We start from the raw sequence: 24,542 nt of genomic DNA, 5'->3' as shown, positions 1-24,542 counted from the left end.
CTACGACGTTCATTCCATCCATCAGCGGACCTTCAATCACCTCAATCGGGCGAGCGTATGCCTGACGACACTCCTCCGTATCTTCATCAATGAAATCGGCGATGCCTTTGACCAGTGCGTGTGAGAGTCGCTCTTTAACGGGCAGTTGCCGCCAGGAGTTATCCGGTCCCGTTTCTGTTTTTCCCTTGGCTTTCACCGTTTCAGCAAAAGTCACGAGACGTTCAGTTGAATCGGGACGGCGGTTGAGTAATACGTCTTCCACCAGTTCCAGAAAGTCTTTCGGAATTTCGTCGTAAATCGTCAGCTGACCGGCGTTTACAATGCCCATGTCCATACCGGCTTTGATGGCATGGTACAGGAAGGCCGAGTGAATGGCTTCCCGAACGGGTTCGTTCCCCCGGAAGCTAAACGATACGTTGGAGACCCCACCCGAAACTTTCGCGTGCGGAAGGTTTTCTTTAATCCAGCGGGTTGCATTGATGAAATCGACGGCGTAGTTATTATGCTCGTCGATTCCCGTCGCAACGGTCAGAATGTTGGGGTCGAAGATGATGTCTTCGGCGGGGAAGCCCACTTCATCCACCAGAATCCGGTACGCCCGTTCGCAAATTTCAATCCGGCGTTCGTAGCTGTCGGCCTGACCATTTTCGTCAAAAGCCATCACTACGGCAGCGGCTCCGTACCGTTGCACCGTGCGGGCGTATTCCTTGAACTTCTCTTCGCCTTCTTTCAGGGAGATGGAGTTCACAATTGCTTTTCCCTGTACGCATTTTAACCCCGCCTCGATCACTTCCCACTTGGAAGAATCGACCATAACGGGTACCCGGGCAATGTCGGGTTCAGCGGCCAGCAAATTCATGAAGGTAGTCATGGCGGCGGCTCCGTCAATCATCCCTTCATCCATGTTTACGTCGATGACCTGGGCTCCGGTTTCTACCTGTTCCCGGGCAATACTCAGGGCTTCGTCGTACTTGTTTTCCCGAATCAGCCGGGCAAATTTCTTCGAACCGGTTACATTACAACGCTCCCCAATGTTCAGAAACAGTACCTTTTCCTTCGTTACCTCAATCGGTTCCAGACCGGATAGTTTCAGTACGGGTTCTTCGACGGGAATGGGTCGGGGCTGGTGCGTAGCAGCAATTTCCGCAATGCGGCGAATGTGGCCGGGCGTCGTACCGCAGCACCCACCGATAATATTTAGTAGTCCGTCGTTCAGGAAGCCATTGATCGTCTCGCCCATTTGCTCGGGCGTCTCGTCGTACTCGCCCATTTCATTGGGCAAACCCGCGTTGGGGTGGGCCGAGGTAAAGAAGGGTGATTTATCGGCCAGTGTCTGCACATACGGACGCATCAGATCGGCTCCCAATGCACAGTTTAGCCCTACGGAAAGTAGCGGCAAATGCGATACGGAAGTCAGGAACGCTTCCGTCGTTTGTCCGGAAAGCGTACGACCCGAGGCATCGGTAATGGTACCGGATACCATGATCGGTACTTCAAATTTGGGTCCTTGCGGGATATGTTCGGGCCAGGGCGACTTTCCATGCGTCACATCCTGGTAGTACGTATCAATGGCAAACAGAGCCGCCTTAGCATTGAGCGTATCGAAGATGGTTTCAACCAGCAAAATGTCACTGCCGCCTTCGATCAGGGCCTTGGTTTGTTCGTAATACGCTCCCACCAGCTGATCGAAAGTGATGGCACGATACCCGGGGTTGTTCACATCGGGCGAGAGGCTGGCGGTACGGTTCGTAGGCCCCATCGATCCGGCTACGTATCGGGGTTTGTCCGGATTACGAGCCGTAAATTCATCAGCGACTTCACGAGCAATACGGGCCGACTCGTAGTTGAGTTCGTAGACTAACTCTTCCATGCCATAATCGGCCATGGCAATCCAGGTACCGGAAAAAGAGTTGGTTTCTACGATATCCGCTCCGGCTTCGTAATACTCGGCGTGAATCGTTTTGATAATGTCGGGTCGGGTCAGTACGAGCAAGTCGTTATTTCCCTTCAGGGGATGGGGCCAGTCGGCAAAGCGAGAGCCCCGATAATCTTCTTCTTCCAGCTTATACCGCTGAATCATCGTACCCATGGCTCCATCGAGCACGAGAATACGGTTTTTAAGAAGACTGCGAATGTCGGGTTTTTGAATCGTTGTCATCGGTTACGAAACGATGCCGGATCGGAGTCGGCGTTGTGTCCAGAAAGTATAAAAAGATAAACGTGCAAAGATAGGTAGAGTTTACTGTTGTGCGTTTTGAGTTTTTCGTTTTGGGTAGCAGCTAGCGATAGCGGATTGATTTATAATGCTTAGGCTCGCTACAAAGTTTCGTCGCAGATTTTCTTTTCATGGTTTTCGACCCTGCTTGCCCCAACAAGATGTTCCACATTTGCAATCCGAAAGAGTAATGCACTTCGCGTCACAGACGTGAAACCATTTCACCCCGATCATTTCATGAAGGTTACAAATCGGGGTGAGCGGGTAAATACTATTTTATAAACCGCCACCTAACCCCGGAGGGGTTCAATTTGATTAGCCCCGTATGCAATGCGGGGAATCGTCCCGCCCGGTAGGCACAGCCTACCCATTTTTGCGTCCGTAGCGAATGCTACGGACAACCCGTCCCGCTATCTTTGCCGGTTTTACCCTAGAAAAACTGAAAACTGAAAACTGAAAACTGAAAACTGAAAACTGAAAACTCAAAACTGAAAACTGAAAACTCAAAACTGAAAACTCAAAACTGAAAACTCAAAACTCAAAACTGAAAACTCAAAACTCAAAACTCAAAACGGCTGCGGCCGCCGCTCAAAACTCAAAGCCCTCCCCCAATCATCCCCAGCGTACTCTCCAGCCCCATACCGCGGGAACCTTTGATGAGGAAATGCGTATCCGTCATGGGATGTTCCTCCAGCCAGACGTGTAGGCCAAATTTATCGGGGAAGTAATACGCCCGGGGCAGGTATTTCAGGGCGTTCTGCATGAGCGGTCCTGCCAGAAGTACGTAATCGAAGTGACATTCGGCAATCAGTTTTCCCATCAGCTCGTGCTCGTAGGGACCTTCTTCGCCCAGTTCGAACATGTCGCCCAGAATGACCAATTTTTTCTTCGCATCCAGGGCTTCGAAATTCTTCAAGGCAGCGGCCATTGAACTTGGGTTGGCGTTGTAGGCATCCAGCCAGATCGTATTCGAGCCTTTCTGTAAAATCTGGGAGCGGTTATTTTCGGCCACGTAGCCCGCAATGGCGGCGTGCATGTCTGCCTCAGCCACGCCAAAGTATTTGCCCAGCGTTAGAGCAGCCCGCATGTTGATAAAGTTGTAATCTCCCATCAGGTGCGTTTCCACGCGTTGTTCACCAATTTCGTATACTACGTTTGGATTGGTTTCCAGCAACTGAACGTCGTCGCGGTAGGGAATCAGATTGAATTTCTTCGCTCCCCGTTCTTCGAGCATAGTCACCAGCGTTTCATCCTGTGCATGAAAGAAGATCAGGCCGTTGGTCTGTACCAGAAAATCATAGAGTTCTCCCTCTCCTTCGCGTACGCCCTGCAAGCCACCGAAACCCTCCAGATGTGACTTTCCAATATTAGTAATCAGGCCAAGACCGGGTTCGCAGATGTTCACCAGTTCTTCAATATCTCCTTTCTGGTTGGCTCCCAGTTCTACGATAAGCACTTCCGTACCCACCGGCATGGAAAGCAGGGTAAGCGGTACGCCGATGTAGTTGTTATAATTACCGGGCGTAGCGAAGGTCCGGAATCGTTTCGCCAGTACGCGGTGGGTCAGCTCTTTAGTGGTCGTTTTACCATTGGAGCCGCCGATACCGATGATGGGAATCGTTAGAGTACGCCGATGGTACAGAGCCAGCCGTTGCAGGGTTTGAAGCGTATTGGGCACCACCAGACAACGTTCGTCGGTTGCGAACTCGGCATTATCCATCACCACATAGGCGGCTCCGTTGGCCAGAGCCTGAGCGGCAAAGGTATTCGCGTCAAATTTTTCCCCTTTTAACGCGAAAAACATCGCTCCGGGCTCAATTTTGCGGGTATCAATCGAAACACTGCTGCAAGTCAGGTACTTTTGATAAAGGTCTGCAATCATGTATAGATCGTTTAAGCTTTCAAGTTTGGATATTCGTAGCTCTCCCGGCTAAAACTCTCCACCCGAAACGCTAAATGTATTTTCCATTCGTTGTTGAACTGATGTGACAAAGATGCAATGAAAAACCGTTACCTGCTGACGGGCCTGGGGCTGCTCGTTTCATTTCTTTCTTTTGAGGCCCATGCTCAGAAGTTTTCCTTTGAACTGGATACTACGATTCAGGTTACCGTACAGGGTCGAATTCTGCCCAATGCCTGGGCCGGAGGGCTGAATGCTCCGCAGTTTTCCAAAATGCATTTAAATCAGGACCAAGTCGAGGATTTAGTGGTTTTTGATCGAACCAGTCGAAAAATTTCCACCTTTCTGGCCCAGCCCACGGGTAATGGCTCCTACACCTGGCGACACGCTCCGCAATACGAAGCGTACTTTCCCGAACTAGACAGCTGGATGCTCCTTCGCGATTTCGATGGCGATGGACGCAAGGATTTGTTTGCCCACACACCGTCAGGAATTAAAGTGTATCAGAATGTAGCGGCTCCTTCCGGTTTCCGCTGGCAGTTGCTATTCGATCCATTATACACCGAAGGGTTTTCGGGTCAGGTAAATATGCAGGTGCCTTCAACGGACGTACCTGGGATTGATGATGTGGACGGGGACGGCGATCTGGATCTGGTCATCTTTGACATTGCGGGCGACTTTGCGGAATACCACCAGAACATGAGCATCGAACGAACGGGCAAGGCTGGTTTGATCTTCAAGAAAATCGGGTTTTGCTGGGGAAACTTCATCAAGCGACAGTACGGCGATGCCTGCTTTAATATGAACTGCGAAACTGGGCAGGGAGATTGTCCAGCCGTCCAGAACAATCCGGGGGGTCGCCCACTGCACGCAGGCAATAGTATTTTACTCTGGGATTACAACGGAGATGGCGTGAAAGACTTCTTCTACAGCTACATCGAAGATTCTCACGTAGCATACATGCCCAATACAGGCACGCGGGAAAAGGCTCGATTCACGCAGGCTGACTATTTGTTTCCTTCGGTGAAACCGATTGATATGGGCGTATTTCCGGCCACGTTCCTGGAAGACGTAACGTTTGATGGGAAACCCGACTTACTGGCTGCTCCGAATGTGTACGCCAATGATCAGCTCAAGGCCAATGACTTTCGCCGGACTGCCTGGCTTTACGAAAATACAGGCTCTGGTCTGACCTTCCGGAAAGAGAATTTTTTACAGGAAGATATGGTAGACCTAGGCGAAAATACGACTACTGCCCTGGCCGACCTGGATGGCGATGGCGACGCCGATTTGCTGGTAGGCTACGCCGGGTTTCGCTCCGGACAAACGTACCGGGGCGGCATCGCTCTTTTCCGCAATGTCGGTACTCCTCAACAGGCTAAATTCCAGCTTGAAACGGATGATTACCTGGGTTTGGCGACGCAGCTACAGAACCGCCAAAATCAGTTGGTTACCAATGTCAACGTTTTTATCAGTGACGTAACGGGCGATGGTATACCCGATCTGGGTTTTATGGCTCAGACGCCAGCGGGCTCTATCGTTCGGTACATTCCCAACCGAGGTGGTAAAACCGGAGCTTTTCAACTCAATCCGGACGAGCTTACGGCCTTACCCCTCCCGAATGACCTTTACGCGGGTTCGGTTCCTCTGTACATTGATGTGAACCGGGACGGACGCATTGACCTGCTGATCGGCACCTACTACGGTGGCATTCAGTATTACCGCAATACGGGTACGTCTACCCAACCTACGTATCAACTTGAAACCAAGTCATACGGTGGCCAGACGGATGATTTTACCAACCGGGGGTTCTCACTAATCGCAGCGGATGTCAACGGCGACGAACGACTGGATCTGCTGACGGCTTACGACAATGGCTCACTGAAAGTATTCCACGATTTTCTTAATCAGACGACTCTTTCGGCGGATTCCAGTTCAGTTAAATCTCCTATCAATGCGGTCACGAGCCTAAAAATTGGCGGTGTACCTTCGCTGGCCGTAGCGGACCTCAATCAGGATGGCTTACCCGATATTGTGGCTGGTACGAATACCGGTGGCCTGCGACTATTACTGAACCGTTCGGAAAAATTACTCCCTTCGCCCGATACGGGCACGGAGACTGTACGGGTCGGACCCAATCCCACGGATCGGTACGTAACGATCCATACGACGGCCGAGGCGGAGGTGCATCTGTACAGTCTGCTCGGTCAATGGCTGGGTAAAGCCCGTTCCAATGGCACCAATCGGTATGAACTCGATTTTAAAGGATTGCCTACCGGCGTCTATCTGGTTCAGATCCAAACGGCGAGTTCCGGAAAAATTACCCGAAAGATTATCCTTCGCTAGTGAATAATTCATCAAAGCCAACTCATCCTCAGAAATAGGCTCTATTTTTACCGCCTGAAACTAACTTTTACATGTTCAACTATATTGTTTGGAACGTAAACCCAGAGATTTTCCACATCGGTTCATTTTCGGTTCGGTGGTACGGATTACTGTTTGCTTTGGGTTTCCTAGTCGGTCAGCGAATTATTCTGCACATTTTTCGGAAAGAAGGTTTACCCGACGAATGGGTTGATACCCTAACCCTGTACATGGTACTCGCTACGGTGGTTGGAGCCCGGGTTGGACATTACGTTTTCTACGAGTATCCCATGTTTTTTGCCAATCCCTGGAAGTGGTTCAAGGAAATGCTGTTACCACCGTACGCGGGTCTGGCCAGTCACGGAGCCATGGTGGGTATTATTACGGGGCTTTATCTCTTCGCCCGTTCTAAAAAAATCAATTTCTTCTGGATTTCCGACCGAATCGTGATTACCGTAGCCCTCGCGGGCTGTTTCATTCGTCTGGGCAACCTGATGAATTCGGAAATCGTAGGAAAGGTTACGGATGTTCCCTGGGCTTTTGTCTTCCTAAACAATACCGAGTTTTCACCCGATCCCCGGCACCCGGCTCAGTTGTACGAAGCCATTTCCTGTCTGATTCTTTGTGTTGTGTTGTATTCCATCTGGAACCGCTACAAAACCAGTCTGCCTCAGGGTATACTTACGGGACTTTTCATGGTCGTTGTATTCGTACTGCGTTTTGTGTATGAATTTTACAAGGAGAACCAGGTTACGTTTGAAGACCAGATGACGTACAACCTCGGTCAGATACTCAGCATCCCGGCCGTCTTGTTTGGTTTGCTTGGGATTTGGTGGGCCATTCGCCGTCGCGAAACCCGAATTTTTACCAATGAAGCCTCCGCAGCCCAGGCTCGTCAGGAGTTTTCTAAACCCAAGTAAGAGGGTTTTCTCAAAAAAGAAGAGCCATCAACCGAGGGTTGATGGCTCTTCTTTTTTAACCGCTGGCTACTACTTTACGATCCGCCAGTTGAACGGATATTGATAATACTCACCGTTGTTTGCTTTGATTGCCGCAATGACTACAAAGACAATATCGAGCACGGCAATGACGGGTAGAATGATGAGACCTACGCCGCAGGTCAGTATTCCCAGAATGATACAGCCCACAAAGGCGATCGACATGAGAATCTGAAAATTCAGGGCCTCTTTCCCGTGGTAGTCCACGTACGTAGAACGCTCGCGGTAAATCAGCCATACGATGAGGGGTCCAAGAAACGAAAGTCCGCCCAGGAAACTAGCCACAATACTACTCAGGTGAGCCAGCATAGCCCAGGTACGGGCATCGGATTCACTCATGGGTGGTTGCGAAGGAGGGAGTGGTTGATAGTCCATTGTAGTCTATGAATAGATAGGATAAAAGTTGAATCACAGACAATTCTAGGGATTTTCCGGAGAAGGCCCAAATCCTGTGCCATGCTTACGTGCGGAAGAACGGATGAATGGATTGTAACTTTCATCAATGGTCTGAAAACCGGCTGTATTTATTTTAGTTGTATAAACTGTTTACAAATTTCTAGCCATGAATCAGTACATCCAGGAAGCCGTTGAGCTTTCCTTTCAGGGCCAGCGGGCCGGACTAGGCGGTCCCTTTGGTGCCGTTGTTGTAAAAGACGGAGTAATCATTGGACGCGGACATAACCGCGTAACCTCGAGCCATGATCCCACGGCCCACGCCGAGATTGTTGCCATTCGGGAAGCCTGTACGTATTTGGGTACACACCAGTTGTCGGGTTGTGAACTGTACACTTCCTGTGAACCGTGCCCCATGTGCCTGGGAGCCATTTTCTGGGCTCGCCCCGATCGCGTGTATTACGCCTGTACGCATGAGCAAGCCAGCGACGCTGGTTTTGATGACTCCTTTATTTATCAGCAGGTAGCCCTGCCGCCATCTGAGCGTAGTTTACCCATGATTCATCTCCCTACCGAAGGTGCTCAGGAAGCCTTTGACGAGTGGAAAATGAACGAAGCGAAGATTCATTATTAAGGGCATCTGAACGTATCGAACAGGCATGATACTCCGTGTTCATCCCACGGAATAAAGTCACAAAAAAGGCCAGAACTCACGTTCTGGCCTTTTTTTATAAATAACTATTCTGCCGGGCGACGAGCAGGGCTCCTCTCACTACGGCTTCGTCCTGTAATTGGGCCAGGGCTATTTTGGGTAAGGGAAGAAAGGCTTCCATGACGTACGTAGAAAGCTTTTGGTCGATCACCTGACTCAATTTTTCCGTCAATTCGGGAACGCCTCCACTGAGTACGATTAAATCGGGGTGAAACAGGTGAACGACGTGGGATAGAGCAAAGGCCAGTTGATCAGCCGTTTCATTGAGCAATTGTTCAGCCAGTGAATCGCCATTTGCCAGGGCCTGAATCAGGTAGGAAACGCCCTGTCCGGCCGCCACCGCCTGAGCCAGCGGACCATCGGGTTGCTTAGCGACCTCTTCTTCAATCCGTTGAATAATAGCTCGTACGGAAGCAACGGATTCCAGCGTAGTACCGGAGCGATCAAGCCGTATCTTACCAATTTCGGATTCACCGGGTCTAGCTCCGTGATAAATCTGCCCCTTCTGAATCAGTCCACCTCCGATACCGTGCCCGATTTTCAGGTAAAATACCGTAGCGTAGTTTTTACCCGCTCCCTGAATGGCCTCGGCTAACGCAGCCAGGTTAGCGTCGTTCTCTACCCAGGACGGGCAGTGCAAACGATCTTCCAACCAATCGGATAAATCAAAGTTTTTCCAACCTTCAATCCGGTACGACTGGATGGTTTTTCCCTGCCGCCAATCTACCGGCCCCCCGAAGCCTACGCACATGGAAGAAAATCGATAGCGGGTCTGCAAATCATCGATAACTTCCTCGATCTGGGTTCTCAGATCTTCAGCCGTATTCCCCGGCACTACATCCCGGCGTATGTGTTCAGTAATCGTTTGTGTTTCATCGGCTACGGCTAAATGAATCTTGCCCGAGCCAATTTCAATCCCCAGAAAATACTTCATAGGTCGAGAGTAAATGCTAAGCAGGGTACGGAACCTTGGCGGCCCGTACCCCTTCGATGCGTTCTAATAGGAGCGTCTAAATTAAAGTGCTTTTTTTGAAAAGCACCTATTTATCGACTACAACGCATACCAAGCACTTCTTCGTAGTCTTCGTAACCGGGGAAAAATACGTTGTTTAAGCTAATGATTTGGCTCAAGGGAATCTGTACACCCGTAGCCAGTTCCAGAAATTCCCCGGTTTCATTTTTCACAACGTTTTTAAAAGGGGATGCGGTGGCCTTGTACTCCCGGTATTCGTTGAAATACTCGAGTTTGTTTTTATGACCTACGGCTTTGGTTAACAATTCTACGTAGGCGGGTGCTAAGGTTTGATACGTTTCCATAAGACAATTGGTTTTCAATGAAGTCTGAGCGAAAGGCTCTTCTTTCTACGGCGTAAAAAGCTCGACCAGGGAATCGGTGAAGGCTTCCATTCATGAACATTACCGTTCTTAAAAACATTCAGGCCTGTACCGATTCCCGCCTTACGTCTACGGATACGGCTGAAAATCAAAGGGCAAGGAATCGCCCGTTTTTTCGTAAACGAAATAACCGGATACCAGCAGATCAAGCGACGGGAAATACTGTCCATTTGCCTGAACGCGTACCATCTGACTCAGTAATTCAATGACACTCGTCTGCGGACGCTGACTCATACCGGGTCGGCTGGGAAAGTCCATTTCTTTCGTGTATGTCACCTGGATGGCTCCCGGAAAAGTCATGATACTCTGTTCGGTAGTGTGTAATCGCTTTATCAGTAGGTCGTCGCTTCGTAAGGGTTCTTCCAGTACTTGATAGCTACGGTACCGATCCACTTCGGATCGGCTCAGCTTTTTACCCGCCAAAGCCAGAGCGTTCATGGGAGAATGGGCAGGATTTGCCATTCGTTGTACAATGAATCCTTCAGAGGCCAGTGTACCGTTATGCAGACTTCGCAAAAAATGCGTGAGTGATCCGTAATAAGCCCGATTGCGGTTGCGTTTCCAGCGGGTCATCGTTTCAGAGCTCGTCGTGGACAATTCTTCGTACACCGGATAGCCCAAATAGGAAACGTACCCTTGGGTCTGGTGATAGGAAAATCCTTCAAGCTGGTATTTGATGCGGTAACCCAGTGCCTGATTTTCAATAATCAAAGGCTCGCGGGCTCCGGCCGTCAGCCATTGTTTGGTGGAATCTTCCGTAATCCAGAGTACGTCGGAATTCAGAATGGTACACTGCCGGGCGTTTTCAGTTGCCCCCAGAAACATACTCACAAAGCGTTCGTATCGTTGTTTCCAGTGCTTGTCGCGTTTCGTTTTTACTTTCACCTCAGCCAATAATTCGGGATTGGCTTTGAGTAAAATCTCCAACGAGGCCGACCGATTATCGGTTTGAATCGTTTGTGTCTGGGTTTGGTAGCCCACGTACGAGACGACCAGTTCGAGCGAACCCGTTGGCAGTGGGGTCAGGGTAAATTCGCCTTCCTCATTTGTAGTCGTACCACGGGTGGTATTGGCCAGAAAAACGTTCGCAAAAGGTAAGGGTTTACGGTCATCGGCGTTCAATACGCGACCTCTCAGGGTTTGCTGAGCCCCGACCGTAAAGGAAAAAGTCAAGAAAAGGATCAACCCAAGCAGCAGTTTCATAGCCGCAAAGTGCGTATTTTTGTCCCATGTACCAAGCTCTGATTCGCCCGCTGCTCTTCTGTTTCGATCCTGAACAGATTCATCACTTTTCGTTCAACTTCCTGAAGTTTAGCTTTAAAATACCGTTCGTTCCTGCATTAAGCCGGAAAATCTTTACGGTAACGGACCCGCGACTGGAACGGGAAGTCTTTGGCATTCGCTTTCCAAATCCGGTAGGCCTGGCGGCTGGTTTCGACAAAAATGCCGAATTAGTAGACGAGCTTTCCTGCCTTGGCTTCGGGTTTGTGGAGATCGGTACGGTAACACCCCGCCCCCAGCCCGGCAACGACCGTCCGCGACTGTTTCGCCTGAAGGCTGATCAGGGTTTGATTAACCGCATGGGTTTCAACAACAAAGGAGCCCGGACTGCCGCCGAAAAACTCCGCCGACGCAAAAGTCGCGTACTTATTGGTGGAAACATTGGTAAGAATAAGGTGACGCCCAACGAAAAAGCCGTAGACGATTACCTGGCCTGCTTCCATGAACTGAAAGATACGGTTGATTACTTTGTCGTGAACGTGAGTTCGCCCAATACGCCGAACCTTCGGGCTTTGCAGGAGAAGGAACCGCTGACCGAGCTGCTTCTGACGCTGCAAGCCGAGAATCTGAAACAGAGTCGGCCCAAGCCCATTTTGCTCAAGATCGCTCCGGATTTGACGAATAGTCAGCTCGACGACATCATTGACATTGTACAAACCAGCCGGATTGCGGGGGTCATCGCGACGAATACGACGATTTCCCGCGAGAACCTGCAAACGCCGCCCCAAACGATCGAAGCTATTGGAGCAGGTGGGCTTTCTGGTAAGCCCGTACGGGAGCGTTCGACGGGGGTCATTCGCTACCTGCATCAGCAGTCGAAAGGCAGTTTCCCGATCATTGGCGTGGGTGGAATCCATTCCCCCGAAGATGCGTTGGAGAAGCTACAGGCCGGGGCCAGCCTGATACAAGTGTATACAGGATTCATCTACGAAGGTCCTGCTCAGGTCAAGCGTATTTGCAATTATTTACTTGACAATCAGTACTAAATAAAATATTATAGAACAGAAGTGGATTTCAACAGTTTACTTTTGTAAATTTTGGAACCTAAACGGACGTACCTTTCCTGGGTATACGCCAATCTGGCTCTGGGCTTGCATTCTGATTTATAGTTTCGTGATACATGGCAAAAAAGGTAGATTCTTCTAAACAACCTCTCCGCAAACCCGCCAGTAAGCCTTCAAAAAGCCTTCGGGCAACGATTGCCGGCCCGAGTACGCGGCTGGTCATCGGAGGACTCACGGTGTTACTGGCGGTGCTGCTCTTTCTGGCTTTCTTTTCTTATCTGATTTCGGGCGAAGCCGATCAAAGTGTGGTCGGAGCTGCGTTTAAAACACCCCTGAAAGATTCGGGTCAGAAAGTACAAAACTGGCTGGGACTAACGGGAGCCATCGTTGGTCACTTTTTTGTATTCCAGTGGTTTGGCATTGCTTCCTTTCTCATCATTCCCGTGCTATTGGTAGCGGGAATCAAGCTTACATTTTCCCGGGAAATTTTTCCGCTCAAACGGCTTACCTATCAGGCCATTTTTTACATGATCTGGGTAAGTGCCGTACTGGGTTTTATCGTCTTGTGGTCCGATTCACAAAGTAATCTCAGTACACTTTCGGGCGGCATTGGCCTTTTAATTAACCAGTTGCTGTATAACCTAATCGGCTGGGGTTCTATCGCAGTCATTGCGGCGGCGTTGTTTGTGTTCGTCATTTACTTTTACCGGGTTGATTCCCTGGAGCACGTCGCCGAAAAAGTAGAAGGCATGAAAGTGCCCCGCCCCACGGTGAGCAATCCGTTCAAGAACTTATTCAAGGAAATAGAAGAGCTGGATGAGGACGAAGAAGAGGAAAAACCCGTCGAGAAACCCGCTCCGGTGAAAGAAGAACCTAAACCGGTACTTCGGAAACCCATTCCGGTGATTACCGAACCTGATGAACTGGAGGAAGAAGCGGACGAAGAAGAGCAGGAATACCTGCAATTACAAAAAGTAAATCGACTCGCCGAAGACGCTCGCCGCGTACTCGAAACGCCGATTCCGCTGCCCGTAGAGGCCATTCCTGTAGAAGAACCGGTTCTGGAAGAAGTCGTAGCGTATACGCCTCCCGCTCCCGTAGCCAAGGTGAGCCGGGAAGTACCGAAAGAGAAATCATCGGAACCTGACTTTATTATTGAGACGGCTCCGGCTGAAGAGATTCTGCCTCCGAAAAAAATAGAAAAACTAGATACCCAACCCAACGAAAACCTGATTAAGGAACTGGGGCTGTACGATCCTACGCTCGATCTGGCTCGGTACCAATACCCCAGCGTTGAGTTGTTGCGGGAGTACACGACCGATAAAGCTCAGGTTTCGGAAGAAGAATTAAAAACGAAGAAGGATACCATTTTACGTACCCTCAGCGATTATGGCATCAGTATTGCCAGCATCAAGGCTACGCCGGGGCCAACCGTAACGCTGTACGAAATTGTTCCTTCGGCGGGGGTCAAGATTTCTCGGATCAAATCGCTGGAAGATGACATTGCCCTCTCACTGGCGGCTTTGGGCATTCGGATTATTGCTCCCATGCCGGGGAAAGGTACCATCGGGATTGAAGTACCGAATAAGAACCGCGAAATGGTGAGTATCCGGGCGGTGGTAGCCAGCGAAAAATTCCAGAAATCCACGGCTGAACTCCCGGTTGTATTAGGCAAGACCATCTCCAACGAAATCTTCGTTACGGACCTAGCCAAAATGCCTCACCTGCTCATTGCCGGGGCCACGGGTCAGGGTAAGTCCGTGGGGATGAACGTAATTCTGGCTTCGCTACTCTACAAAAAACACCCGGCTCAGCTCAAGTTCGTACTAGTCGATCCTAAGAAAGTGGAGTTGAGTCTGTTCAGTAAGATTGAACGGCACTTCCTGGCGAAGCTCCCCGGTACTGAAGACGCCATTATCACCGATACCAAGAAGGTAATTTACACGCTCAATTCGTTGTGCGTGGAGATGGATTCGCGGTATGAACTGCTGAAAAACGCGGGTTGCCGTAACCTCAAGGAATACAACCAGAAGTTCATCGAACGTCGCCTAAATCCGGAGAAGGGGCACCGTTTCCTACCGTATATCGTACTGGTTATTGATGAGTTGGCCGATTTGATGATGACGGCTGGTAAGGAAGTAGAAACGCCCATTGCCCGTCTGGCTCAGTTGGCCCGGGCCATTGGCATTCACTTGATTGTGGCGACACAACGGCCTTCCGTGGATATTATTACGGGTAAAATCAAAGCCAACTTCCCGGCTCGTTTATCGTTCAAAGTAACCCAGAAAGTCGATTCCCGTACCATTCTGGATACGAACGGAGCCGATCAGCTGGTGGGTCAGGGCGACATGCTTTTCCTGCAAGGTTCAGACATGACGCGTTTGCAGTGTGCCTTCGTCGATACGCCGGAAGTGGATGCCGTCTGCGACTTCATTGGCGAGCAACAGGGTTATTCTGATGCCTATTTGCTGCCCGAATTCGAAGGTGACGAAGCCGGTAACGACGAAAAAGACGTGGATTTAGCCCAGTTGGATCCGATGTTTAAAGATGCTGCCCGCCTGATCGTCATTCATCAGCAGGGTTCCACTTCGCTGATTCAACGGAAAATGAAACTGGGTTATAACCGGGCCGGTCGCATCATGGACCAGCTCGAAGCTACCGGTGTAGTAGGTCCGTTTGAAGGGTCCAAAGCCCGGGAGGTACTCATTCAAAGCGAAGAACGCCTGGATGAACTCTTCAAGGAACTGCGGTTGTGAGACACATCGAGTAGTTTTGAAAGCGTGGCTGGTAGAAATATCGGCCACGCTTTTTTTAATCGAACCGTATGCATTCCTTTATTCATGGTTCACAATTTTTAACAGAGCTTACTGCCCTTCTCCGGCAGGGTTCTTTTATCTTTGAAGAAGTCCATGAACGCATTAGACCATGAAAATTCTTAAGATTGCCCTTATAAACGCATTCCTTTTCAGTACCTTTTTCAGCCAGGCTCAGGACCCGAAAGCGGCCACCATTCTTGATGGCGTAAGCAAAAAATACAAAGCTTTGAATTCGTTTAACGTAGGCTTTACGTACGGAGCAGCGGGTGAATCGCAAAAAGGCGATCTGACGACCAAGAGTGGCAAATACTACCTCAAACTGGCCGGGCAGGAAGTGTACAATGATGGAAAAACCGTGGCGACTTACGTAAAAGAAGCCAACGAAGTCAATTTATCAACGAATGATCCGGCTAGTAATGAATTTAGTCCGGCCAATATTTACAACATTTATAAGAACGGTTATCAGTATAAGCTGGTCGAAGAACGGAAAGACGGCAACGCGGTGATTGATCTGACGCCTACCAATAAATCAGCTCACGTCGCGAAAGTACGGATGACCGTTAATAAGAATGACTCGTCCATTAAAGGCTGGCAGTTAACTGATAAATCCGGTAAGGTTCAAACCTTTAAGATTACGAAGTTCACGCCCAATGTCGCTGTAAACGATCAGACCTTTAGCTTCAACAAGAGCAAGTACCCGGGCGTAGAAGTGATTGATTTACGTGATTAATACTTAGTTCATACAAAAAAGCATCGGCTTACCCTGCGGTAAGCCGATGCTTTTTTGTATGAACTAAAAAAACGAAACTATGCGTCATTCTTCGATCGATCCATCACACCTGTAGAACGAATAGGCCTATTTATTTTAACTAAATAACAAATAGAAATCATTGGTAATTAACCCTTTCTGATGGATAAGGCGTTAGTAGCGGATGCATTAAAAGAGTGTGCTGAATTAAATATTTTAAGTTTTATTTTTATGCATTACCTGCCTATTGCTAAAATAAACTTTAAAAAACAGAAGAAATCTATCAGTTAAAAGTCAATTAAATCTAGTAAAGATTCAATTTTTATTTAAATGATTTAATCTATATAATCCTTTGTTAAAAAATACCTCATTCTGCCTATATGAGATAAGATAGTTAAGGGCGTACTTTGCTGTTGCTAAGCATACCGTCACCTTCAGGCTTGGCTCCTAGTATGCTTAAACTAACCGCCCGAAGTCGCGTCAACCTTATGTTTGTCGTAGGCCTCGCCCTTTTGATTACTGCCGGTTTTGTCACGTACAGTACCTTCCTCAAGCAGGCTGAAGATTCAGATTGGGTAAGTCATACCTATCGAAATCTGAATCAGCTAGAAAAAAGCCGCGACCTCATTCAAAAAATGCAGGTAGCCCAACGGGACCATCGGCTCAATAAAGAAAATACCCACGCCCTTTCGGATTTCAGTGCGGCCCGAACCGAGATTGAGTCGAACCTGAAGACGCTTAATCAGCTCATGGCCGATAATCCGGCCCAAGTGATGCGGTTAGCGACGGTAGAGGATCAGCTTAGCCAGTTGTATACGTTTTGGACCTTACCGGAAAACGCCGTACATAGTATTCAAACCGTTAATCGCGAAAGTAATCGCATCAATGCCGTCCGTACTAACCTGGATCACCTGGTTACGGTAGAACAGAATTTGCTGACGAGTCGAGAAAGTCAGCGGGAATCCGCGTTCCGTACGGCTGGTATCACCATTCTGGTAGCCATGACGTTGGCTATTCTCATTGCCACCTTACTAATTCTGGTGGTATACCGGGAATTAAAACAACGCCAGGAAGCTCAGCACGAACTTAAATCGCGACTGAATGATCTTTCGCAGCTTCATGAAGAAACGGCTCAGAAAAATTGGCTACTAACGGGTGTTTCTAAAATTAATGACAGCTTACAGGTAACCCACGACCTGGATTCGCTGGCTCAGTGTATTGTTCAGGAAGTAACGGCTTACCTAGAAGTCCCTGCCGGAGCCCTTTATGTACTTGACAAAAAAAGCTTAGTCCGAAGAGCCTCCGTAGGTTTGCCTTCGCACACGGCTACAATATGGCCACTCGATTCGGGCTTACTGGGGAAAGCCGCTGCCTCAAAACATATTCAGCGTATTCAAAAGGTTCCACCTGAATTCTGGCAATTCCAATCCAGTACGGGGGCTTTGCAACCCGGTGAAGTACTTTTTCTGCCCCTCTGGAATGGATCGAACCTGAAAGGGGTGCTGGAACTGGCTGCCTTTGGCCGGTTCAGTGAATCTTGCCTATTACTGCTAGAGACAGCGGGTAATAACATTGCCGTTGCCCTGGATGCCAGTATGAGTCAGGAATCTAATAACCAGTTGCTGACTCAGGTACAGTTGCAAACCGATGCGTTACTGGAACAGCAGGAAACATTAAAACAGACCAACGAGGAGCTTACGCGACAGGCGGAAATATTACAGGCTTCAGAGGAAGAACTGAAAGTACAGGAAGAAGAACTCCGGCAGGTTAATGTTGAACTGGAAGAACGGAATGAAGCCATCGAAGCGGCCCGCCGATCTCTGACCATCAAGGCCCGCGAACTGGAGCAATCCAGTCAGTACAAGTCCGAGTTTCTGGCTAACATGTCGCACGAGCTGCGTACGCCCCTAAATAGCGTCTTGATTCTGGCCCGCCTGCTGGCTGATAATAAAGCCGGGAATCTTACGGATAAACAAATCGAACACGCTCAGGTTATTTTCCGGTCCGGAACTGATTTACTTAATCTCATCAATGACATTCTGGATCTGTCGAAAATTGAAGCCGGGAAAATTGATATTCTGATCGAAGAAGTGAAGACCGCCAGTATTCTACGAAACATGCAGGATTTGTTTTCCGTACTGGCCGACGATAAGGGCATTCGCTTCCGCATTACAACGGACGACACCACGCCCGAATCGTTTTATAGTGATCACCAACGTATTGAACAGATTCTTAAAAACTTATTGTCCAATGCGTTTAAGTTTACGCCCCGGGGTGGTACTATTCAGCTCAGCGTTCAACAGATTCAGCCGCAACCAGGTTTTTTTGAGCAAAATTTAAGCGAAGCTTCGGAAGTACTGGCCTTCAGCGTTGAAGATTCAGGGATTGGGATTGCTCTGGAAAAACAAAAACTCATTTTCGAGGCTTTCCAACAGGCCGACGGCTCGACAAACCGAAAATTTGGCGGTACGGGTCTGGGACTATCCATCTGCCGGGAACTCTCGCGATTGCTGGGCGGCGAAATCCGCGTAAACAGTGAAATGGGTCGGGGCAGTACATTCACGCTGTATCTACCAGCTCAAGGAACGGTGATGCCTAAAGAATTGGTCAGCCCCATGGTGTTAGAGACGCAGCCCCCTTTGCTGAGTCTCGACAAACTGCGTGAACAAACCCAGGTTCCCGATGATCGGCAGGATTTGGTTCGGGGTGATCATACCTTACTGATCATTGAAGATGATGCAGTATATGCTGAACGGTTACGCGACTTAGCTCAGGCCCGTGGCTACAAAACCGTGATTGCCTTAACCGGAGCGGAGGGGCTCCACTACGCCCGTACGTACCGTCCTACGGCCATCCTGCTTGACATTTTCCTGCCCGATACCGATGGATGGAGCATGTTGAAAACCCTGAAAAATGATCCAGATCTTCAGCCGATTCCGGTGCATATCATTTCGGCCGGTGACGAACCCCGCCATACGCTCCAGGGGGCTGTCTCCTTTCTGAGCAAAACGGCTTCTAAAGATGCTTTTGAAACCGTATTCGCTCGCATTGCCGAACATCTACCCAGCACTGAGAAAAAAATCCTGGTACTCACGGGTACGCAACTTCGTAGCCAGTCACTGACGAGCTGGTTGGCCGAGCGAAATTTCCAGATTAATACGCAGTTCGTGACGAGTCTTCCGGAGGCTCTGTTACGCTTCCAGCATCAGGAGTTTCACTGCTTGCTTATGGACGCGGGTGAAGCTTCTGAGGCCGTACTCCATACCCTTGAGCAACTGCATACGGCCCTGGGTACGCACCAGATTCCCTTCATTCTCTTCCTGGATCAGGACTTGTCACCCGCGGAAGAATCACGGTTCAAAAAAGTCTCGGATGTCATTATCCGAAATTCGCCGCTGGCCAAAGATCGACTGCTGGATGAGCTGGAACTCTTTTTGTTTAAAATAGAAAGCCAGCCCGTAGTACCCAAGGCAACCGTAATTATGGCGGAAAAGGCTTTGCAAGGCAAGAAGATACTCGTGGTAGACGATGATATGCGAAATGTCTTTTCCCTGAGTACGCTTTTGGAAGAATACGAGATGAATACTATTACGGCCGGAGACGGCCGCGAATCGCTGGAAGTACTCCGAAACAACCCGGATACTGACCTGATTCTCATGGATGTGATGATGCCCGAGATGGATGGGTATGAAGCCATCCAGCACATTCGGGCCGATCCTCAGTTTCAGGAGTTGCCCATCATCGCCCTGACGGCAAAAGCCATGCAGGGAGACCGTGAGAAAAGTATTCAGGCCGGAGCTTCGGATTACATCAGTAAGCCAGTAGACAGCAAACAATTGCTATCACTGCTACGGGTCTGGCTGTCGCGGGGCTAAGCTCGGCGATCGTTCCACGCTAGTAATCGATGGTTAGGTATGAGTGACGGGATTGACATTTTACCCCACGAAATTGAGGAAATCATTCAGGTGATTCGGGAACAGTATGGGTACGACTTCATCGATTACTCACGGGCTTCTTTTACCCGTCGAGTCAAGCATTGCATGCAACGAGCGGGGCTGAAAACCATGTACGAATTACGTTATCACCTGATTAATGAAGCTTCGTTTTTTGCCTGGTTCCTGCAAACGTTGACGGTCAACGTTACTGAGATGTTTCGTGACCCGGTTTTCTACCGACAACTTCGAGAAACGGTCATTCCCCGGCTAGCCTCCTACCCCATCATTAAAATCTGGCACGCGGGCTGTGCTACGGGTGAAGAAGTGTACTCGATGGCTATTATGCTAAAAGAAGCGGGATTACTCGACCGAACGCGTATCTACGCAACGGACATTAATCCGGCGAATCTGGAGAAAGCTCGTAAAGGCATTATTTCGCTCAATGCGATGAAAGAATATACGGCCAATTACACACGTTCGGGTGGAACAGAAGATTTTTCGTCGTACTACGAAGCTCATTCCGATCATGTCGTCATACGGCCTGAGTTGCTAAAAAAAGTACTCTTTTCCCAGCATAATTTAGTTACCGATCAGATGTTTAATGAATTTCAGCTCATTTGCTGCCGGAATGTACTGATTTACTTCAATAAGAACTTACAGAATCGCGTCCTAGGACTCTTTTACGACAGTCTGGTTCCGTTGGGGTATCTGGCCTTGGGTATGAAAGAATCATTGTTATTCATGGATATACAGGCTGAATTTGAGTCCATTAACGAATCCAGTAAAATTTTTCGTCGTAAACATTAATCGATTTGTTCAGCCCTAAACATGAATTCCCTTCCTCCCGAAATCGTTGTCGTTGGTGGCTCAGCGGGCAGCGTATCGGTCCTCATTCAACTGCTGGAAGAGTTGCCTCAAAACTTTCCATTTGCGTTGGTGCTGGTTATTCACCGGCAGAAATCCGTACCCAGCGAAATGGATAAAGTACTGGGATTTTCTAGTAACATCGAGGTTATCGAGCCTAATGATAAAGATTTTGTACTAGCCAATCGAATCTATCTGGCTCCGCAGAATTATCACTTGCTGTTCGAACAGGATCGTACGTTCAGTCTCGATTATTCGGAAGCCATTTATTACAGTCGTCCGGCTATTGATCCAGCCTTTGAAAGTGCTGCCGACGTATACGGACCAAAGGCTGTGGGTATTCTATTGAGTGGGGCCAATCAGGATGGCTCCCAAGGACTTGCCCACCTCGTTCAACAAGGTGGCCGGGCTATTATTCAGGAGCCGCAAAGCTGCGAATTTCCTGCCATGCCGCTGGCCGGTCTGCAAGTGGTCCCCCAGGCTGAAGTAGCGAAGCCTGCTGAACTAATTAACCGTCTTTTTTCTCTATAAACGTATTCTATGACCGACGTTCAAACTGACTTTGTCATCCTCCTAGTCGATGATCGGGAAGAAAACCTGATTTCGTTGGAAGAAATGCTGGCCCAGGAAAATCGGGTATTCTTACGAGCACTTTCGGGTAATGAGGCTCTGAAACTGGTATTACGCAATCCGCAGATCGGATTGATTTTACTGGACGTACAAATGCCGGAAATGGATGGCTTTGAAGTAGCCCGTATTCTAAAATCGAATCCCAAGACCCGCGATATATCCATTATTTTCGTAACGGCTCTCAATAAGGAGCAACAATACGTATTGAAAGGATACGACGAAGGAGCGGTAGATTATTTGCAAAAACCACTCGACATTCGGGTAACGCAGGCAAAAGTCAGCGTTTTTGAAAAGCTCTATCGGTACCAGACCCAGCTCAAACAAACCGCCGACGCTCTCCGAAAAACCAATAAACAACTCGAAAACTTCGTGTACATCGTTGCTCACGATTTGAAGTCGCCCCTGAATGGCGTCATTGGTATGCTTTCGTTGATGGTAATGCAAAACGAAGAGGAAGGTTTAAGTAAGGAAGAACTTCGCGAATATCTCGGTCTATCGCAGAGAGCTTCGTATCACCTTTCAGGAATGATTTCGGAGATTTTGGATTACTCCCGGAAGAGTCTGTCAGAGCAAACTATCGAAGAGGTAGACGTTCAGGAAATGGTAACGCAGATTTTCCAATTGCTATTTCCCCCCAGAAACATTCGTACAGCCATCAACGGTACCATGCCACGTTTCCAGACCCGGAAATTGAAACTCCAGCAGGTATTTCAGAATCTGATTAGTAATGCTATCAAGTACAACGACAAAGCCCAAGGATTAGTAGAAGTGGGTTATGCGGAAAAAGGTGAGTTCTATGAGTTCTACGTTCGTGACAATGGTCCGGGCATTAGTTTGCACGAACAATCCAATTTGTTTACGCTCTTCGGCGTAAGTCAGGCCCCTTCGCAAACCCGCGATGACAAGACGGGCGTTGGACTGAATATTCTGAAAGTACTCGTAGAGGAGCAGGGTGGCAAATTCCGAATCGATTCTACCGTAGGCGAAGGCAGTACTTTCTTTTTTGACTGGTACAAATCATAAAAAATCAGTACCGTGCAGAAACACGGTTTGTGGCGTTTCTACACGGTACTCTTTCACTGCTCTTCTCGTAGCTTGTCACTACGCATTTATGGAAGTAAGATGCTTTGTGTTTACAAAGTCACTTTACCGTGCGATCCGTCGTCGTATGGTGTACCAGTAATGGCCGCTTTCAGCATTTTAAAACCATTGACCAGTTTGCTTGAAGAACTATCCCAGAATTCGGCTTCGTCAATACTGATTTTCAATAAAGACAATTCCGGATCGTCGATGCCATCCGGGAACCACGCTTTCAAAACGGGCGTGTAAAGTTCTTCCATCTTGGCTTTATCGGTCACCACTTTGGCCCGTCCCTGTACGCTTACGTACGTGTTTTCCTCCGGATTGGCGTAGGCAACGCATACGCGATGTTCCTGTTCTACTTCGTCGGTTTTACGGGAATGTTCCCGGGTAAAAAACCACAGCGTACCGTCGTCCTCCAATTCGGACGTAGCCATGGGGCGGCTTCGTAAACCGTCATTTTCGGTATAGGTAGTTAACATGGCTACCCGTATATCTTTGATTTTATCTTTGAGCAGCTTGATTTGCTCTTCTTGCGTGAGTTCTTTTACGTCAGACATGGCTAAAATATCTATTAGTACATAGCCATTCAGCAGAAAATTCCGTACCAATACGTTGCCTTATTCCAGTGGCAAATGACTACCGAAGATGTAAAAACGATCCGTATCCAGCCGAAACTGCTGGCCATCTTCCTTTTTCAAATACACCGTTTGCCACTCATTGGTCGGATATATAGTTTCATAGCGATCCCCGAAGGTTACCCGAACGGGCATGGCGAAACCGGGTACTTTCGTACGCCATCGGTAAGTCAGTTTAAAGCGTTTGGGATTATCAACCGACGTAAATTCAAAAACGGGCGGGTCGGCATGAAACAGATACTGATTGAAAAAAGGGGTACAGTCAATCGCTAGCTCCTGATTGAGAAAACGCACTAATTCCTCCGTTGTAATCACCTGATAGGCAAAGCGTTTGGGAATTGCCCGCAAGGTACGGTACCACAGCGAATCGTTATTAACCACCTTTCGTAAGGTATGTAAGATCCAGGCTCCCTTATAGGCCTGATCCTGAGTTTTGGGCAGCCACGCCGCACCCGAAGGTCCGACTAACGGCTCGGTATTCTTGATCAGTTTTCGATATTCCTTAAGTCGTTCGAGAGCCGTCAGGTAATCTTTCGTTCGTTCCAGGTACAGAATTTCCGCATAGGTAGCGAAAGCTTCTGAGATCCAGGCGTCGGCCTGGTCCCGGTAGGAAACGCTGTTCCCGAAATAATGATGGGCACTTTCGTGGACAATCGTATAATCGAAATCATACGTTGGCAAATTCCGGTAAAAGTTCGCGTACGGAATTACGCCCTGCGGAGCCATTCCCTGAAAAGGCGTTTCCACGAGCCGGTATCCATCTCGCCAGAAAGGGTACTTGCCGAAAATCTTTTCGTACGTATTCAGCATCGTCTTTACCTGCTGAAAATGCGTCTGAGCCTTCGCCACGCGGTCCGGCATGACGTAATACTCCAGGGGGAGTCGAGTTCCATCCAACGCTTCGTACGTATCCTGAATCCGTTGAAAATTGCTGACGTGCAGCGTGACACTCGCTGGCTGAATGGGATAGCTCACTCGCCAGTTGTAAGACCAGTACCCATCCGATCGATTTTTGTACACGCTTTCCAGATGTCCGTTCGCTACGCCGGTCAGCTCTTTGGGTACGACCACGTGAATCCGCATGGAGTCGGCTTTATCCGAGAAGTCATCCTTGCAGGGCCACCACAGCCGACCGCCTGCGTGCTGGGTCGAAACGGTGATCCAGCTTTTACCGGACAAATTTTCCCGCCAGTCAACTCCACCTACCTGACCAGCATCTGCTATACCTTGGGGTTTACCTCGATACGTTACCTGAATGGTAGCAATTTTCCCCTTTCGCAGCGGCTCGGGGAAATCCACCCATACAACCGATTCTTTCCGCAGGAATTTCAGCGTTTGAGCGTCCTGCGTTACCTCTACCATTTCCAGATTCGGTACCAGATCCAGCTGAATCCGAAACAAATTTTCCAGAGCTTTGAACCGAATGGTTACCGTTCCCTGGATGGATTCGGTCGTTGGATTAACCTTTACATTCAAGTCATAAAAGCCAACGTCGTAATTCGCCCGAAACCGATTCAGCCCATTACTGCTTTCGGGCGTTGTTTGACCAAACGCCAGACCGTATCCGAA

General features: G+C 48.9%; 18 protein-coding genes. 10 read left to right on the top strand and 8 right to left on the bottom strand.

The genetic code is table 11. The features are described from left to right. Both metH and ACOJTG_RS12315 read right to left on the bottom strand, forming a co-directional pair. A partial coding sequence (gene metH, locus ACOJTG_RS12320; RefSeq protein WP_420154086.1) for a methionine synthase occupies nt 1-2,158 on the bottom strand: 2,158 nt, incomplete at its 3' end. 652 nt (nt 2,159-2,810) lie between these two features. Next, on the bottom strand, nt 2,811-4,097 hold the full coding sequence (locus ACOJTG_RS12315) for a UDP-N-acetylmuramoyl-tripeptide--D-alanyl-D-alanine ligase (RefSeq protein WP_420154085.1): 1,287 nt from the start codon (nt 4,095-4,097) through the stop codon (nt 2,811-2,813). Between the two features lie 117 nt (nt 4,098-4,214). Here ACOJTG_RS12315 and ACOJTG_RS12310 point away from each other — a divergent pair, with 117 nt between their 5' ends. Then, nucleotides 4,215-6,461: a T9SS type A sorting domain-containing protein gene (locus ACOJTG_RS12310; protein WP_420154084.1), complete on the top strand. Its 2,247-nt coding sequence runs from the start codon at nt 4,215-4,217 to the stop codon at nt 6,459-6,461. Nucleotides 6,462-6,532: 71 nt separating this feature from the next. After that, the gene (lgt, locus tag ACOJTG_RS12305; protein ID WP_420154083.1) at nt 6,533-7,399 is read left to right on the top strand and encodes a prolipoprotein diacylglyceryl transferase; all 867 of its coding nucleotides are present in this window, start codon (nt 6,533-6,535) and stop codon (nt 7,397-7,399) included. A gap of 69 nt (nt 7,400-7,468) precedes the next feature. Here lgt and ACOJTG_RS12300 read toward each other — a convergent pair whose 3' ends face one another. Then, nucleotides 7,469-7,816 carry a DUF4870 domain-containing protein gene (locus tag ACOJTG_RS12300; RefSeq protein WP_420154082.1) on the bottom strand — a complete coding sequence of 116 codons (348 nt, stop codon included), beginning with the start codon at nt 7,814-7,816 and terminating at the stop codon, nt 7,469-7,471. Between the two features lie 223 nt (nt 7,817-8,039). On the opposite strand from ACOJTG_RS12300, the gene ACOJTG_RS12295 reads away from it, so the two are divergent. Further along, nucleotides 8,040-8,504, top strand: a complete 465-nt coding sequence (locus ACOJTG_RS12295; RefSeq protein ID WP_420154081.1) for a nucleoside deaminase — start codon at nt 8,040-8,042, stop codon at nt 8,502-8,504. Nucleotides 8,505-8,598: 94 nt separating this feature from the next. Here the strand turns inward: ACOJTG_RS12295 and ACOJTG_RS12290 are convergent, their stop codons facing one another. From ACOJTG_RS12290 to ACOJTG_RS12280, 3 genes are all read right to left on the bottom strand, one after another. Continuing rightward, nucleotides 8,599-9,516 (bottom strand): ROK family protein, encoded by a 918-nt coding sequence (locus tag ACOJTG_RS12290; protein ID WP_420154080.1) that lies wholly within the window; start codon nt 9,514-9,516, stop codon nt 8,599-8,601. A 110-nt stretch (nt 9,517-9,626) separates the two neighbouring features. Continuing rightward, complete coding sequence (locus tag ACOJTG_RS12285) at nt 9,627-9,899, bottom strand: hypothetical protein (protein WP_420154079.1); 273 nt, start codon at nt 9,897-9,899, stop codon at nt 9,627-9,629. Nucleotides 9,900-10,046: 147 nt separating this feature from the next. Continuing rightward, complete coding sequence (locus ACOJTG_RS12280; RefSeq protein ID WP_420154078.1) at nt 10,047-11,180, bottom strand: carboxypeptidase-like regulatory domain-containing protein; 1,134 nt, start codon at nt 11,178-11,180, stop codon at nt 10,047-10,049. Nucleotides 11,181-11,206: 26 nt separating this feature from the next. Between ACOJTG_RS12280 and ACOJTG_RS12275 the strand changes: the two genes are divergently transcribed. The 7 genes from ACOJTG_RS12275 (at nt 11,207) to ACOJTG_RS12245 (ending at nt 22,278) form a co-directional block, all read left to right on the top strand. Next, the gene (locus tag ACOJTG_RS12275) at nt 11,207-12,244 is read left to right on the top strand and encodes a quinone-dependent dihydroorotate dehydrogenase (protein WP_420154077.1); all 1,038 of its coding nucleotides are present in this window, start codon (nt 11,207-11,209) and stop codon (nt 12,242-12,244) included. Nucleotides 12,245-12,378: 134 nt separating this feature from the next. Continuing rightward, the gene (locus ACOJTG_RS12270) at nt 12,379-15,018 is read left to right on the top strand and encodes a DNA translocase FtsK 4TM domain-containing protein (RefSeq protein ID WP_420154076.1); all 2,640 of its coding nucleotides are present in this window, start codon (nt 12,379-12,381) and stop codon (nt 15,016-15,018) included. Nucleotides 15,019-15,187: 169 nt separating this feature from the next. Continuing rightward, nucleotides 15,188-15,808, top strand: a complete 621-nt coding sequence (locus ACOJTG_RS12265; protein ID WP_420154075.1) for a LolA family protein — start codon at nt 15,188-15,190, stop codon at nt 15,806-15,808. Nucleotides 15,809-16,278: 470 nt separating this feature from the next. Then, entirely contained in the window at nt 16,279-19,701 is a 3,423-nt protein-coding gene (locus tag ACOJTG_RS12260) for a response regulator (protein WP_420154074.1), read from the top strand. A 39-nt stretch (nt 19,702-19,740) separates the two neighbouring features. Next, nucleotides 19,741-20,568, top strand: coding sequence for a CheR family methyltransferase (locus ACOJTG_RS12255; RefSeq protein WP_420154073.1), 828 nt, complete (start codon nt 19,741-19,743; stop codon nt 20,566-20,568). 21 nt (nt 20,569-20,589) lie between these two features. After that, entirely contained in the window at nt 20,590-21,156 is a 567-nt protein-coding gene (locus tag ACOJTG_RS12250; protein ID WP_420154072.1) for a chemotaxis protein CheB, read from the top strand. 9 nt (nt 21,157-21,165) lie between these two features. Further along, entirely contained in the window at nt 21,166-22,278 is a 1,113-nt protein-coding gene (locus tag ACOJTG_RS12245) for a sensor histidine kinase (protein ID WP_420154071.1), read from the top strand. A gap of 110 nt (nt 22,279-22,388) precedes the next feature. On the opposite strand, the gene ACOJTG_RS12240 is transcribed toward ACOJTG_RS12245, so the two are convergent. Both ACOJTG_RS12240 and ACOJTG_RS12235 read right to left on the bottom strand, forming a co-directional pair. Next, a complete protein-coding gene (locus ACOJTG_RS12240) occupies nt 22,389-22,895 on the bottom strand; it encodes a pyridoxamine 5'-phosphate oxidase family protein (protein WP_420154070.1) in 507 nt (168 codons plus the stop codon). Between the two features lie 60 nt (nt 22,896-22,955). Beyond that, on the bottom strand, nt 22,956-24,542 hold a 1,587-nt coding region (locus tag ACOJTG_RS12235), incomplete at its 5' end, for a M1 family metallopeptidase (RefSeq protein WP_420154069.1).

It is taken from the genome of Siphonobacter sp., assembly GCF_048595215.1.
GTDB lineage: Bacteria > Bacteroidota > Bacteroidia > Cytophagales > Spirosomataceae > Siphonobacter.
This window is presented reverse-complemented; position numbering and strand designations above follow the sequence as displayed.